Here is a 12975-nt window from a genome sequence, read left to right as displayed (position 1 = left end):
TTCTCGGCCTCACCGACTTGAAAGGTGCCGTCTGTGACGCAGGACCCAAGTGACAAGGAACAGCACGAAAGAGGGACACTACCGGGGTCCGAGGCGGGCCTGCCCGGGCACGAGCGCAAGCCGCGGACCGACCGCGTAGTCTTCGGCGTCACCGCGGCCCTGACCCTGGCCTTCGTCGTCTGGGGCGCCGCCGGCACCGATTCGCTGGAGGACGCCTCCGGCACCATGCTCAGCGGTCTGATCCACAACGGCGGCTGGGCGTTCGTGCTGGCCGCCTCCGGATTCGTCGTCTTCGCCCTCTGGCTCGCGGCCAGCCGGTACGGCCGCATCCACCTCGGCGCCGAGGGCGAGGAACCCGAGTTCCGGACCGTGTCGTGGATCGCCATGATGTTCAGCGCGGGCATGGGCATCGGCCTGATGTTCTGGGGCGTGAGCGAGCCGCTGGCGCACTTCGACACGGCCCCGCCCGGCACCGACCCCGCCGACACCGGCGACCGCATGACGACGGCCATGGCCACCACCCTGTTCCACTGGACGCTCCATCCGTGGGCGATCTACGCGGTGGTCGGTCTCGGCATCGCCTACAGCACGTTCCGCAGGCGTCGCCGGCAGACCATAAGCGCCGTGTTCACGCCGCTCATCGGGGAGAAGCACGCCAACGGCGCGGGCGGCCGGGTCATCGACATCCTCGCCATCATCGCGACGGTCTTCGGCTCCGCCGCCTCGCTCGGCCTCGGCGCGCTCCAGATCGGCTCGGGCGTGGAGCAGCTCGACTGGATGGACAAGGTCAGCACCGGACTGCTGGTCGGCATCATCGCGGTGCTGACGGTGGCGTTCGTGGCCTCCGCCATCTCCGGCGTCGAGAAGGGCATCCAGTGGCTGTCCAACATCAACATGGTGCTGGCACTGCTCCTGGCCGTGTTCGTGTTCGTGGCGGGTCCGACCATCCTCATCCTCGACCTGCTGCCGACCTCGGTCTTCGGCTACCTCGGAGACCTGCCCGCGATGGCGGGCCGCACGGAGATCAGCGGTGGCGAGGGCGTCGCTGACTGGCTGGGCAGCTGGACGGTCTTCTACTGGGCGTGGTGGATCTCCTGGACGCCCTTCGTCGGCATGTTCATCGCCCGCATCAGCCGGGGCCGGACCATCCGCCAGTTCATCGGCGGTGTCATCCTCGTCCCCAGCACGGTCAGCCTGATCTGGTTCGCGATCTTCGGCGGCTCGGCGATGCGGCTCCAGGAGCAGAACCGGCTCGGCGACGAGACGACCCCGGAGGGCAGGCTCTTCGCCGTGCTCCAGGAGTACCCCATCGCCACGGCCACCAGCCTGCTGGTGATGATCCTGGTCGCCATCTTCTTCGTCTCGGGCGCCGACGCGGCCTCCATCGTGATGGGCACCCTCTCGCAGAAGGGCGCACTCGAACCCAGCCGCTGGACGGTCGTGTTCTGGGGCGTCGTGACCGGTGCGGTCGCCGCGATCATGCTGCTGGTCGGCAGCGGCGAGGGCGACGCGCTCACCGGTCTCCAGAACCTCACCATCCTCGCGGCGGCACCCTTCGTCATCGTGATGATCTTCATGTGCGTCGCGCTCATGCGCGACCTGCGCCGCGACCCCCTCATCGTGCGCGGCGAGATGGCCGCCGAGGCCGTCGAACTGGCCGTCATCGAGGGCCACAAGCGGTACGAGGGCGAGTACGAGATCCGCATCGGACCCGGTGCCGGTACGGACGTGGAGGGAGACCCGATCGGCGAGCACCACCACAAGTGACGGAAGGCGAGACCGAGGGCGGGCCCCGCGAGGGGGCCCGCCCCCGCCCGTGTCAGGGGGTGGCCAGCCCGGCCGCCTCCTGCGCGCAGCCCCAGGCCACGGTCACCCCGGCGCCGCCGTGACCGTAGTTGTGCACCAGCAGCCGTCCGTCCGGCAGCGTCTCGCGCTCCAGCCGTACCGCGTCCCGGGCCGGCCGCAGCCCCACCAGGTGGCCGAGCACCCGCGCCCCGGCGATCTCGGGCCGCAGCGCAGCGCACCGCCGCACGATCGCCTCCGCGATCCGCGGATCCGGCTCGGTGGACCACGCGTCCTCCTCGGCCGTCCCGCCCAGCAGGAGCCGGCCGGGCTGCGGCAGGAAGTACGTCGTCTCCCCGGAGTCAGCGTCGGCCGAGACCAGCCAGCTGTGGATGCCGGGGTTCTCCACGACGACCAGTTGCCCGCGCACCGGACGCACCGCCGGATCCGGCACCAGCTCCCGGGCGCCGAGGCCCGTGCAGTTCACCACGACCGGCGCGTCGGCCTCGGCCAGTGAGGCCACCGGGCGCCGCTCCACCACACCGCCCGCCGCCACCAGCCGCTCCCGCAGCCACGGCAGATGAGCCGACATGTCGATGAGCGGCAGCCGCGCCCACAGCCCGGGCCCCGCGTACTCCTCGGCCCGCGCCGCGCGCAGCCCCGGCAGCCGGGACGCCGCCCACGCGCCCACCTGCTCGGGACGGGTCTCACCGAGCACCCCCTCGACCATGCGTACGCCGGTCTCCGCGGGCCGCGCCGCCAGCTCCTCGTACACGTCCAGGGAGCGCAGCGCCCATGCCTGCGCCAGCGCGACCGGTTCGATCCGGTACGGCCACCACAGCCCGCCCGCGACCACCGAGGTGGTCCGCTCGACGGGGTCCCGCGTCCACAGGCGCACCCGCCTGCCGCGCTCGGCGAGCACGACGGCCGTCGTCAGCCCGGTCACCCCGCCGCCGACCACGACGACTTCGTCATCCAGTTCGGTTTCCACACGGGGACGGTAGCGGAATCCCCGATGCCGGGCTCGGAACGGCCCCGGCCCGGGAATACTCACCGCATGGCTGCCGAGTACACGACCTTCGGTCTGGCCCCGGCGACGCGCGCCGGTGCCGTCCGCGCCGACGGCGACGTCCAGGTCCACCGCGACTTCGTGGACTTCGTCGTCGACGGACGGCCCCTGCTGTTCCGGCTCTCCGACCTGGACGCCGTCTCCCCGCTCGCCTCCGACGTACCGCCCGCGATCTTCGCCGCACAGGTGCGCGGCCTGCTCCTGGAGACCGAGGCGCCGCTGCCCGGCGGCCGCTACGTGATCTACGGCTGTCCCGAGTGCGAGGACCTGGGCTGCGGCGCGGTGACCGCCGTCATCCTGCGGGACGGCGACGACTTCGTCTGGCGGGACTTCGCCTGGCAGACCGGCGACCAAGCAGACCTGGAACGCAACTCCTACCGCGGCATCGGCCCCTATCGCTTCGCGGGCGCCGAGTACCGCGCCGCCCTCGCCGCCCTGCTCGACGGCCCCGCGAGGTCCCGCCGCCGGGTCCTGCTGATCGACGCCCGCACCGCCCTCATGGCCAGGCCGGCCGCCGCGCTGCGCGCCATCGGCATCGGCGCCGACATCACCCAGGACGCCGGTGCCGTCCCGGCCGACGAGCTGCGCGCCTACGGCGCCTTCGCCTTCGGACGCGCGGTCACCGAGGAGGCGCGGGACGACGTGCGCCGGGCCTTCGCGGACGCCGGCGCGGACGTGGCCGAGGTCGACGGGCTCGCCCCGATCGTCCCGCTGCTCGTCGCGCAGATCGAACACGCCCTGGACCGCGGACCGGCCGAGCGGCGCCGCCTGACCCGCCTGACCGCGACCCGCACCGCCGCGGACGTCGAGGTCACCTCGGCCTGCCGGGTCCGGCTCACCGCGTACCGCCTCGACCGGCTCCACCGCACCCACGTCCACGAGGTCTTCGACGGCGTCCTCGAACCGGGCGGCCACCGGCTGGCGCTGGACGCGAAGGCGATGAAGGGGGAGGCCTTCGTGGTGGCGCGGGCCTCGGGAAGCGTGCTGGTGACGGCGGTGGCGCACCCGGAACCGGGCTGATCCCTTCCCGCGGCGCCGTTAGGATCGTGGGCCTGATGACTGCCACCCTCGTCGCCAAGAACCTCGCCGCCGGCCACGGCGACCGCTCCCTGTTCACCGGGCTCGACCTCGTCGTCGCACCCGGCGACGTGATCGGCCTCGTCGGGGCCAACGGCGCGGGCAAGTCCACCCTCCTGCGGATGCTCGCCGGGCTTACCGCGCCGGAACAGGGTGAACTGCGCCTGTCCCCGCCGGCCGCCACCGTAGGTCACCTCCCGCAGGAGCCGGAGCGCCGCCCCGGCGAGACCGTCCGGGGCTTCCTCTCCCGCCGTACCGGCGTCACCGAGGCCCAGCGCGTCATGGACGAGGCCACCCAGGCCCTGGTCGACGGAGCCCCCGGCGCCGACGACGCCTACGCGACCGGTCTGGAGCGCTGGCTCTCCCTCGGCGGCGCCGACCTCGACGAGCGCGCCGAGGAGACCGCCGGCGCACTGGGCCTGACGGTCGGCCTCGACCAGCCGATGACCTCGCTGTCCGGCGGCCAGGCGGCCCGGGCCGGCCTCGCCTCCCTCCTCCTGTCCCGCTACGACGTCTTCCTGCTCGACGAGCCGACCAACGACCTCGACCTGGACGGCCTGGAGCGTCTCGAACGCTTCGTCACGGGCCTGCGCGCGGGCACCGTCGTCGTCAGCCACGACCGCGAGTTCCTCACCCGCACCGTCACCAAGGTCCTCGAACTCGACCTGGCCCAGCGGCAGATCAACCTCTACGGCGGCGGCTACGAGGCATACCTGGAGGAGCGGGACGTGGCCCGGCGGCACGCCCGCGACGAGTACGAGGAGTACGCCGACAAGCGGGCCGCCCTCCAGGACCGGGCCCAGACGCAGCGCTCCTGGATGGACAAGGGCGTCAAGAACGCCCGGCGCAAGGCGGGCAACGACAACGACAAGATCGGCCGCAAGTTCCGCAGCGAGGCCAGCGAGAAGCAGGCCGCCAAGGCCCGCCAGACCCAGCGCATGATCGAACGCCTGGAGGTCGTGGAGGAGCCGCGCAAGGAGTGGGACCTGCGCATGGAGATCGCCTCGGCGCCCCGCTCGGGCGCGGTCGTGGCCACCCTGCGCGACGCCGAGGTACGGCGCGGCGGTTTCGTCCTGGGTCCGGTCTCCCTCCAGGTCGACTGGGCGGACCGGGTGGCGGTGACCGGGGCGAACGGCGCGGGCAAGTCCACGCTGCTCGGTGCCCTCCTGGGCCGGGTCCCGCTCGACGCCGGACACGCCGCGCTCGGCTCCGGCGTCCTGCTGGGCGAGGTCGACCAGGCCCGCGAGCTGTTCCACGGGCCCGAGACCCTGCTGGACGCCTTCCGCACCGGCGTTCCCGAGACCGAACCGGCGGACATCCGCACCCTCCTGGCCAAGTTCGGCCTCAAGGCGGACCACGTCATGCGCGCCGCGTCGACCCTGTCACCCGGCGAGCGCACCAGGGCGGCCCTCGCCCTGCTCCAGGGCCGGGGCGTCAACCTCCTGGTCCTGGACGAGCCGACCAACCACCTCGACCTGCCGGCCATCGAACAGCTGGAGTCGGCCCTCGACGCCTACGAGGGCACGCTCCTGCTGATCACCCACGACCGCCGCATGCTGGACGCGGTACGGGTGACGCGCCGCCTGGAGGTGGCGGACGGCAAGGTGACGGAGACGTCGGCCTGAGCGGCCCGCCCCCGCCACCGCGCCGGGGGCCTACGCCAGCCCGGCCCGCCGCAGCGCGTCGGCCATCGCCCCGTTGGACGGAGCGGGCGCGGCCGAGGACCGGCCCTTTCCGCCGCCGCCGGAGCCCTGCCGCTGCTGCCGCTGCCTGGGCGGCCTGCCGCCCCCGCGCTCCTTCTTCTGCTCGCCCTGCGGGGCGGCCTCGTCGTCGAGCCGCATCGTCAACGAGATCCGCTTGCGCGGAATGTCGACGTCCAGCACCTTGACCTTGACGATGTCGCCGGGCTTGGCCACGTCCCGCGGGTCCTTCACGAACGTCTTCGACATCGCGGACACGTGCACCAGGCCGTCCTGGTGCACACCGACGTCCACGAACGCCCCGAACGCGGCGACGTTGGTGACGACGCCCTCCAGCACCATCCCGGACGACAGGTCGGACAGCTTCTCCACGCCCTCCTTGAAGGTGGCCGTCTTGAAGGCGGGCCGCGGGTCGCGCCCGGGCTTCTCCAGCTCCCGCAGGATGTCGGTGACCGTCGGCAGACCGAACGTCTCGTCCACGAAGTCCGCCGGCCGCAGCGACCGCAGCACCGACGTGTTGCCGACCAGGCCGGCCACCTCCTGCCCGGCGGTCTTCACCATCCGGCGCACCACCGGGTACGCCTCGGGGTGCACGCTGGACGCGTCCAGCGGGTCGCTGCCGCCGCGGATCCGTAGGAAGCCCGCGCACTGCTCGTACGCCTTGGGTCCGAGCCGCGAGACCTTCTTCAGCTCGGTCCGGGACGTGAACGGACCGTTCGCGTCGCGGTGCGAGACGATGTTCTCGGCGAGGCCGGAGGTGATGCCGGAGACGCGGGAGAGCAGCGGGGCGGAGGCCGTGTTCACGTCCACGCCCACGCCGTTCACACAGTCCTCGACCACCGCGTCCAGGGAACGCGACAACTTCACCTCGGACAGGTCGTGCTGGTACTGGCCGACGCCGATGGACTTCGGGTCGATCTTCACCAGCTCGGCCAGCGGGTCCTGGAGCCGCCGGGCGATCGACACGGCGCCGCGCAGCGAGACGTCCATGTCGGGCAGCTCCTGCGAGGCGAAGGCGGAGGCCGAGTACACGGAGGCACCGGCCTCGGACACCATCACCTTGGTGAGCTTCAGCTCGGGGTGCTTGGTGATCAGCTCCCCGGCGAGCTTGTCGGTCTCGCGGGACGCCGTGCCGTTGCCGATGGCGACCAGGTCGACGGAGTGCTCCTCGGCGAGCCGGGCCAGCTTGGCGATCGCCTCGTCCCACCGGTTGGCGGGGACGTGCGGGTGGATCACGTCGGTGGCGACGACCTTGCCGGTGGCGTCGACCACGGCGACCTTCACGCCCGTACGGAAGCCGGGGTCCAGGCCCAGCGTCGCGCGGGTGCCCGCCGGGGCGGCCAGCAGCAGGTCGCGCAGGTTCGCCGCGAAGACGTTCACCGCCTCGTCCTCGGCGGCCGTGCGCAGCCGCAGCCTGAGGTCGATGCCGAGGTGCACCAGGATGCGGGTGCGCCAGGCCCAGCGGACGGTGTCGGAGAGCCACTTGTCGGCGGGCCGGCCGCGGTCGGCGATCCCGAACCGGCTCGCGACGATGCCCTCGTACGACGACGGCCCGTCGGAGGCCTCCTCGGGTTCCAGGACGAGGTCGAGCACGTCCTCCTTCTCGCCGCGCAGCATGGCGAGGACGCGGTGCGAGGGCAGCGCGGTGAACGGCTCGGCGAAGTCGAAGTAGTCGGCGAACTTGGCGCCGGCCTCCTCCTTGCCGTCCTTGACCTTGGCGGCGAGCCGTCCGCGCCCCCACATCCGCTCGCGCAGCTCACCGATCAGGTCGGCGTCCTCCGAGAACTTCTCGGTGAGGATCGACCGGGCGCCGTCGAGCGCGGCCTGGGTGTCCGCCACGCCCTTGCCGGCGTCGACGAACGCGCCCGCCGCGGCGTGCGGGTCGACGGTCGGGTCACCCAGCAGGCCCTCGGCCAGCGGCTCCAGACCCGCCTCCCGCGCGATCTGCGCCTTGGTGCGCCGCTTCGGCTTGAACGGCAGGTAGACGTCCTCCAGGCGGGCCTTGGTCTCCGCCGTGCGGATGCGCGCCTCCAGCTCCTCGGTGAGCTTGCCCTGCTCACGCACCGAGTCGAGGATCGCGGTCCGCCGCTCCTCCAGCTCCCGCAGATAGCGCAGCCGCTCCTCGAGCGTGCGCAACTGCGCGTCGTCGAGCATCTCGGTCGCTTCCTTGCGGTAGCGGGCGATGAAGGGCACCGTCGAGCCGCCGTCGAGCAGCTCCACCGCGGCCTTCACCTGCCGCTCCCGTACGCCGAGCTCCTCGGCGATCCTGCTCTCGATGGACCCTACTGCCATGGACCCGCTGGACCCGGGTGTCGTCACGATCCCGTACCGCCTTCTCACTGAGGTTGCGCGGCAATTGTGGCAGGTGGCACCGACGATCGGGGATCAGGGCGCCGTCCCGGCCGGTCGGAACCGGCCTCGCACCGGGCGGTGGATCAGGCCTTGCGGCCGCGGGCCGAGGACGACGCCCCGCCGAAGAGCCGGGCCAGGGCCCGGAAGGGAAGCGTCACCACGGTGGCGACCGCGCCACCGATCTGGCGCAGCACGTCTGCGATGGCACGGAACACGAGAAGCCCCTTTCGTCTCCCGGCCCGGTGGCCGGGGGGCAAACGGGTACCTCCGAACCCACCCGCCATGCCTGGACGCGCGTCCGGGCGTGTCCTCAGCCCTTGCCGAAGAGATCCGCGGGGTAGGCACCCGCGCCGAGTGCCGCGCGTGCGAAGGGCGTTGCCAGTTCCGTCAGACGTGCCACGCCGTCCGCGCCGAGGTGCGCGTAGGGCGCGGTGTCGAGCCGGTCCGTCTCCCGCTCGATCTCGTCGCGCAGCTCCGCTCCCCGCTCGGTCAGCTCACCGGCGTCGTCGATCAGCCCGCGTCCGCGCAGCCGTTCCCGCGCCGCGTCCCACTCCTCCTGGGTCCAGCCGCGGGTGGACAGGACCCACTTCGGGGCCATGCCGCGGCCGGTCGCGGTGTGCGTCACCAGCGCCTCCAGACCGTCCAGGTCCGCGGCCAGCAGCGCGGCGAGGTGGCCGTCGCCCCGGTACTCGCGCAGCAGGGTCGCGGCGTGCCAGAACGCCAGGTGCGGCGCGTCGGGCACCGGCAGGTCCGCGTGCGCCGAGTAGAGCGGACGGCCGCCGCGCGTGCAGCCCTCGGCGGCACGCAGGGCCAACTCGGCGGCCTCCGCCATCTCCGCCGAGGCCAGGACCGGCTCGCCCAGCAGGCGGCGCAGCGTCGCGTCGACGGCACGCGAGCGCGCCGCCAGGGCCTGCGCCGGCGTGACCTTCTCCCAGACGGCGGGCACGTGCCGGGCGACCAGCTCGTACTTGTAGTTGTAGAAGGCGGCCGTCACCGCGCCGGCCCCGGCCGCGCCCAGCGCGGCGGCGCGCACCGCGAAGTTGACGGCCCGGGGGTCGGTGACCCCGAGGGCGGCCAGTTCCCGGCCGGTGTCGGGCGAGAAGTAGTGCGTCGAGTGCAGCGAGTTGAGCGTGTTGTGGCAGCGGCGTGCGGCGCGGGTGTCGATGGCGGCAGTTGTCATGCCACGCACGTTACCAACCGCTCAGTACGTTCTCCACGGGTGAGCGAGCATGGCAGGAAAGGTGGGATGCTCGTCATTGCGGCCATCGCGGAGGTGGGCGAAGAATCGGGGCATGGCGCAGCGAACCGTCCTCTTCGTCCTCTTCGACCAGGTCCAGAGCCTCGATGTCACCGGCCCCTTGGAGGTCTTCGCGGGCGCCGAGCGGCACACCCCGGGGACGTACCGCATCGGCACCGCCTCACTGGACGGCGCTCCCGTGCGCACGTCCAGCGGTCTGACCGTCGTACCGGACCGCTCGCTCGCCGACGTGCCGGACCCGGACACCCTGGTCGTGCCGGGCGGACAGGGCACCCGGAGTCCCGACCCCCGCCTGACCGACTGGCTGCGCGCACACGGACCGCACGTCCGGCGCCTGGTCTCCGTCTGCACCGGGGCGGCCCTGCTCGCCGGGGCGGGCCTCCTGGACGGCCGCCGCGCCACTACCCACTGGGCCTACTGCGACCGGCTCGCCCGCGAGCACCCGGCGGTGCACGTCGACCCCGACCCGATCTACGTCCGCGACGGCCACGTCGCCACGTCCGCCGGCGTCACCTCCGGCATCGACCTCGCCCTCGCCCTGGTGGAGGAGGACCTGGGCCGGGACACCGCCCTGACCATCGCCCGCCACCTGGTGGTGTTCCTGCGCCGCCCCGGCAACCAGGCCCAGTTCAGCGCCCAGCTCGCCGCCCAGACCGCGCGCCGGGAGCCGCTGCGGGAACTCCAGCAGTGGATCACCGAACACCCCGGCGCCGATCTGGGCGTGGAGACCCTCGCCGCCCGGGCCGGCCTCTCGCCGCGCCACTTCGCCCGCGCCTTCCGGGCGGAGACCGGCACGACGCCCGGCCGCTACGTCGACCGCATCCGGCTGGAACACGCCCGCCGGCTGCTGGAGGACACCGGCGACGGAGTCGAGCAGGTCTCCCGGGCCAGCGGCTACGGCACCCCCGAGGCCATGCGCCGCGCCTTCGTCAAGGCACTCGGCACCTCACCGGCGGAGTACCGCCGCCGCTTCCGTCCCGCGCCGGCCCACTGAGGCCCACCCCGTCACCCGCCGACCGACCGCGAAAGGAACCCCCGTGCAGATCGCCATCGTCCTCTTCGACCGCTTCACCGCCCTGGACGCCGTGGGCCCGTACGAGACCCTCGGCCGCCTCCCCGACGCGGAGACCGTCTTCGTCGCCGAACGGACCGGCCCCGTCCGCACCGACACCGGCACCCTCGCGCTCACCGCCGACCGCACCCTGGCCGAGGTGCCGAACCCCGACATCGTCGTCGTCCCCGGCGGCCCGGGACAGACCCCGCAGATGGAGAACGAGACCCTCCTGGACTGGCTGCGCGCCGCCGACGCCACCAGTACCTGGACCACGTCCGTGTGCACCGGCTCCCTGCTGCTGGCCGCCGCCGGCCTGCTGCGCGGGCGCCGCGCCACCTCGCACTGGCTGGCCCTGGACCACCTCGGCCGCTTCGGCGCCGAGCCGACCGGGGAGCGGGTGGTCACCGACGGCAAGTACGTCACCGCGGCCGGCGTCTCCTCCGGCATCGACATGGGCCTGACGCTGCTCGGCCGGATCGCCGGCGACGACCACGCGCGCGCGGTCCAGCTGCTGACCGAGTACGACCCCCAGCCGCCCTACGACGCCGGGTCCCCGGAGAAGGCGCCCGCGCACCTCGTCGAGGAGTTCCGCGGCCGGAGCCGGTTCATCCTGACGTAGGCCCGTTCCAGCCGAACCGCGGCTGCCTGCGCTCCAGGAAGGCGGCGACCCCCTCGGCGGTGTCGCCGCTGCCGCGTGCCTGCTCGGCCCAGTGGGCGTCCCGGTCCGTGCGCCCGTTCGCGAACTCCTTCGCCGCGGCCTGCGTCAGCAGCGAGCGGGACGCCAGCACGCGGGTGAACTCCGCGACCCGCTTGTCCAGCTCGCCCTCCGGCAGCACCTCGTCGACCAGGCCGATCCGCAGGGCCCGCGCCGCGTCGATCAACTCCCCGCTGAACAGCAGGTACTTCGCGGCCGCCGGACCCGTCAGCGCGACCAGCCGCCGGGTCGCGGACGCCGGATACACCACGCCGAGCTTGGCCGGGGTCACCCCGAACAGCGCCGACTCCTCGGCGAAGCGCAGGTCGCAGGCGGCCGCCAACTGGGCCCCGCCGCCGACGCAGTGCCCGCGGACCGCCGCGAGCGTCGGCTTGGGGAACGCGGCGAGCGCCTCCTCGGCGAGCACCGCCAGCCGCTGCGCCCGCTCCGGTGACTCCCGCAGCGTCGAGATGTCGGCGCCCGCGCAGAACGTCCCGCCCTCACCGGTGAGCACCAGCACCCGTACCGCCGGATCCGCGGCCAGGTCGTCCAGCAGCGGCGGCAGCGCACGCCACATCGCGGCCGTCATGGCGTTGCGCTTGGCCGGGTGGTGGACGACGACGGTGGCGACCGAGTCGGCGACCCCGTGCAGCAGCTGCGGCTCCATGGGCCGGATGCTATCCGGCGCCTCTCCCGGTCCGAGCAGGCGGGCAAGCGGGGACAGGAACGGTCCCAGGAGTGACCGTGTCTTCCGCAGGCGGTCAGAACCGCTCGATACCCGCTGACTTGTGTTCAGTCCTGCGGTGCGGAGCGGCGCGTTACCAACACTCAGGGGTGTGGTGACTATCGAGCCCAAGGGTGGCGACCGGACGATGGACGAGACCGGGCCCGCCGGGCCGCTGCCGTACGAAGGGGTCTGGCGGTTCACCGCCCCCGCGGTGGACGCCTCCGTGCCGCAGGCCCGGCACGCCGTGCGGGACCTTCTGGTGCGCCAGGGCGTGCCGGTCTCCGACGACGTGGCCCAGGCGCTGCTGCTGATCGTCTCGGAGCTGGTCACGAACGCGGTCCGGCACGCGGCGGTGCTGTCCCCGGTGCTCGCCGTCGAGGTCGCCGTCGGGCCCGAGTGGGTGCGGGTGGCCGTGGAGGACGACCACCCCTACCGCCCGACCGCTCTGGAGACCGACCACGGGCGGACGGGCGGGCGCGGGCTGCTGCTGGTCCGCGAGCTGACCCGGGAGTCGGGCGGAGCCTGCGACGTGGTCCACACGGCGACCGGCGGCAAGGTGATCTGGGCCGCGCTGCCGCTCAAGCACGCCCTGCCGTAGGGCTCACCAGCCGGCCGACGGGCCCGTCAGCTCGCGGACGGCCGGACGGGCGGCGTCCAGCACGGTCATGAACCACGCCGAGAAGGTGTCCCGCCCGTGCCGCTCGGACAGCTCGGCCGACGAGACGAAGGCCGTCCCGGCGACCTCCTCGGGGTCGGGCCGCGGCTCCGCCTGGACCAGGCCGACGAAGAGGTGGTTGTACTCCTGCTCGACCAGCCCGGAGGCGGGGTCGGGGTGGTTGTAGCGCACCGTGCCGGCCTCCGCGAGCAGGGACGGCGAGACGCCCAGCTCCTCGTACGTCCGCCGGGCCGCCGCCGCGAACGGCGCCTCTCCGGGATAGGGGTGACCGCAGCACGTGTTGGACCACACACCGGGGGAGTGGTACTTGCCGAGCGCGCGCTGCTGGATCAGCAGCCGGCCCCGCTCGTCGAAGAGGAACACGGAGAAGGCGCGGTGCAGCTGCCCAGGTGGCTGGTGCGCGGAGAGCTTCTCCGCGGTGCCGATCGTCACGCCGTTCTCGTCGACCAGTTCCAGCAAAATCGCGTCTGCGGTGCCGTTCGACGAACTGTGCGTCGCGGTGGCAGGAGTGATCGGCATACCCATCCTTCACATCGGTCCTCGCGCCCCAAGTGTGCCGTACGAATCCGGCACTCCCGGGACTTAT

At 73.2% G+C, this 12975-nt stretch carries 12 protein-coding genes; 6 read left to right on the top strand and 6 right to left on the bottom strand.

The window, feature by feature from the left end; translation table 11 throughout:
• Window positions 1–33: 33 nt before the first annotated feature.
• Window positions 34–1767, top strand: a complete 1734-nt coding sequence (locus ACZ67M_RS06730; protein WP_161328346.1) for a BCCT family transporter — start codon at window positions 34–36, stop codon at window positions 1765–1767.
• 52 nt (window positions 1768–1819) lie between these two features.
• On the opposite strand, the gene ACZ67M_RS06725 is transcribed toward ACZ67M_RS06730, so the two are convergent.
• Window positions 1820–2773, bottom strand: a complete 954-nt coding sequence (locus ACZ67M_RS06725; RefSeq protein WP_469849837.1) for an FAD-dependent oxidoreductase — start codon at window positions 2771–2773, stop codon at window positions 1820–1822.
• 66 nt (window positions 2774–2839) lie between these two features.
• On the opposite strand from ACZ67M_RS06725, the gene ACZ67M_RS06720 reads away from it, so the two are divergent.
• Window positions 2840–3871, top strand: coding sequence for an oxidoreductase (locus tag ACZ67M_RS06720; RefSeq protein WP_392102320.1), 1032 nt, complete (start codon window positions 2840–2842; stop codon window positions 3869–3871).
• A gap of 35 nt (window positions 3872–3906) precedes the next feature.
• A complete protein-coding gene (locus ACZ67M_RS06715; RefSeq protein ID WP_469849834.1) occupies window positions 3907–5553 on the top strand; it encodes an ABC-F family ATP-binding cassette domain-containing protein in 1647 nt (548 codons plus the stop codon).
• 30 nt (window positions 5554–5583) lie between these two features.
• Here ACZ67M_RS06715 and ACZ67M_RS06710 read toward each other — a convergent pair whose 3' ends face one another.
• From ACZ67M_RS06710 to ACZ67M_RS06700, 3 genes are all read right to left on the bottom strand, one after another.
• Entirely contained in the window at window positions 5584–7920 is a 2337-nt protein-coding gene (locus tag ACZ67M_RS06710; protein ID WP_361367881.1) for a Tex family protein, read from the bottom strand.
• Window positions 7921–8063: 143 nt separating this feature from the next.
• On the bottom strand, window positions 8064–8195 hold the full coding sequence (locus ACZ67M_RS06705) for an LPFR motif small protein (RefSeq protein WP_277343337.1): 132 nt from the start codon (window positions 8193–8195) through the stop codon (window positions 8064–8066).
• A gap of 95 nt (window positions 8196–8290) precedes the next feature.
• Window positions 8291–9160 carry an SCO6745 family protein gene (locus ACZ67M_RS06700; RefSeq protein ID WP_469849832.1) on the bottom strand — a complete coding sequence of 290 codons (870 nt, stop codon included), beginning with the start codon at window positions 9158–9160 and terminating at the stop codon, window positions 8291–8293.
• A gap of 112 nt (window positions 9161–9272) precedes the next feature.
• On the opposite strand from ACZ67M_RS06700, the gene ACZ67M_RS06695 reads away from it, so the two are divergent.
• Together ACZ67M_RS06695 and ACZ67M_RS06690 are read left to right on the top strand one after the other, a co-directional pair.
• Complete coding sequence (locus ACZ67M_RS06695; RefSeq protein WP_361367875.1) at window positions 9273–10232, top strand: GlxA family transcriptional regulator; 960 nt, start codon at window positions 9273–9275, stop codon at window positions 10230–10232.
• 43 nt (window positions 10233–10275) lie between these two features.
• Complete coding sequence (locus tag ACZ67M_RS06690; RefSeq protein ID WP_469849830.1) at window positions 10276–10911, top strand: DJ-1/PfpI family protein; 636 nt, start codon at window positions 10276–10278, stop codon at window positions 10909–10911.
• Here the strand turns inward: ACZ67M_RS06690 and ACZ67M_RS06685 are convergent.
• The gene (locus ACZ67M_RS06685) at window positions 10898–11653 is read right to left on the bottom strand and encodes an enoyl-CoA hydratase/isomerase family protein (RefSeq protein WP_469849828.1); all 756 of its coding nucleotides are present in this window, start codon (window positions 11651–11653) and stop codon (window positions 10898–10900) included. The two genes, ACZ67M_RS06690 and ACZ67M_RS06685, sit on opposite strands and share 14 nt — an antisense overlap.
• Before the next feature lie 205 nt (window positions 11654–11858).
• Here ACZ67M_RS06685 and ACZ67M_RS06680 point away from each other — a divergent pair, with 205 nt between their 5' ends.
• Window positions 11859–12311, top strand: a complete 453-nt coding sequence (locus ACZ67M_RS06680) for an ATP-binding protein (RefSeq protein WP_361367952.1) — start codon at window positions 11859–11861, stop codon at window positions 12309–12311.
• 3 nt (window positions 12312–12314) lie between these two features.
• Here the strand turns inward: ACZ67M_RS06680 and idi are convergent, their stop codons facing one another.
• Window positions 12315–12908: an isopentenyl-diphosphate Delta-isomerase gene (idi, locus tag ACZ67M_RS06675; RefSeq protein WP_467324389.1), complete on the bottom strand. Its 594-nt coding sequence runs from the start codon at window positions 12906–12908 to the stop codon at window positions 12315–12317.
• Between the last annotated feature and the right edge of the window lie 67 nt (window positions 12909–12975).

It is taken from the genome of Streptomyces sp. NPDC107500 (genome assembly GCF_055582785.1).
This window is presented reverse-complemented; position numbering and strand designations above follow the sequence as displayed.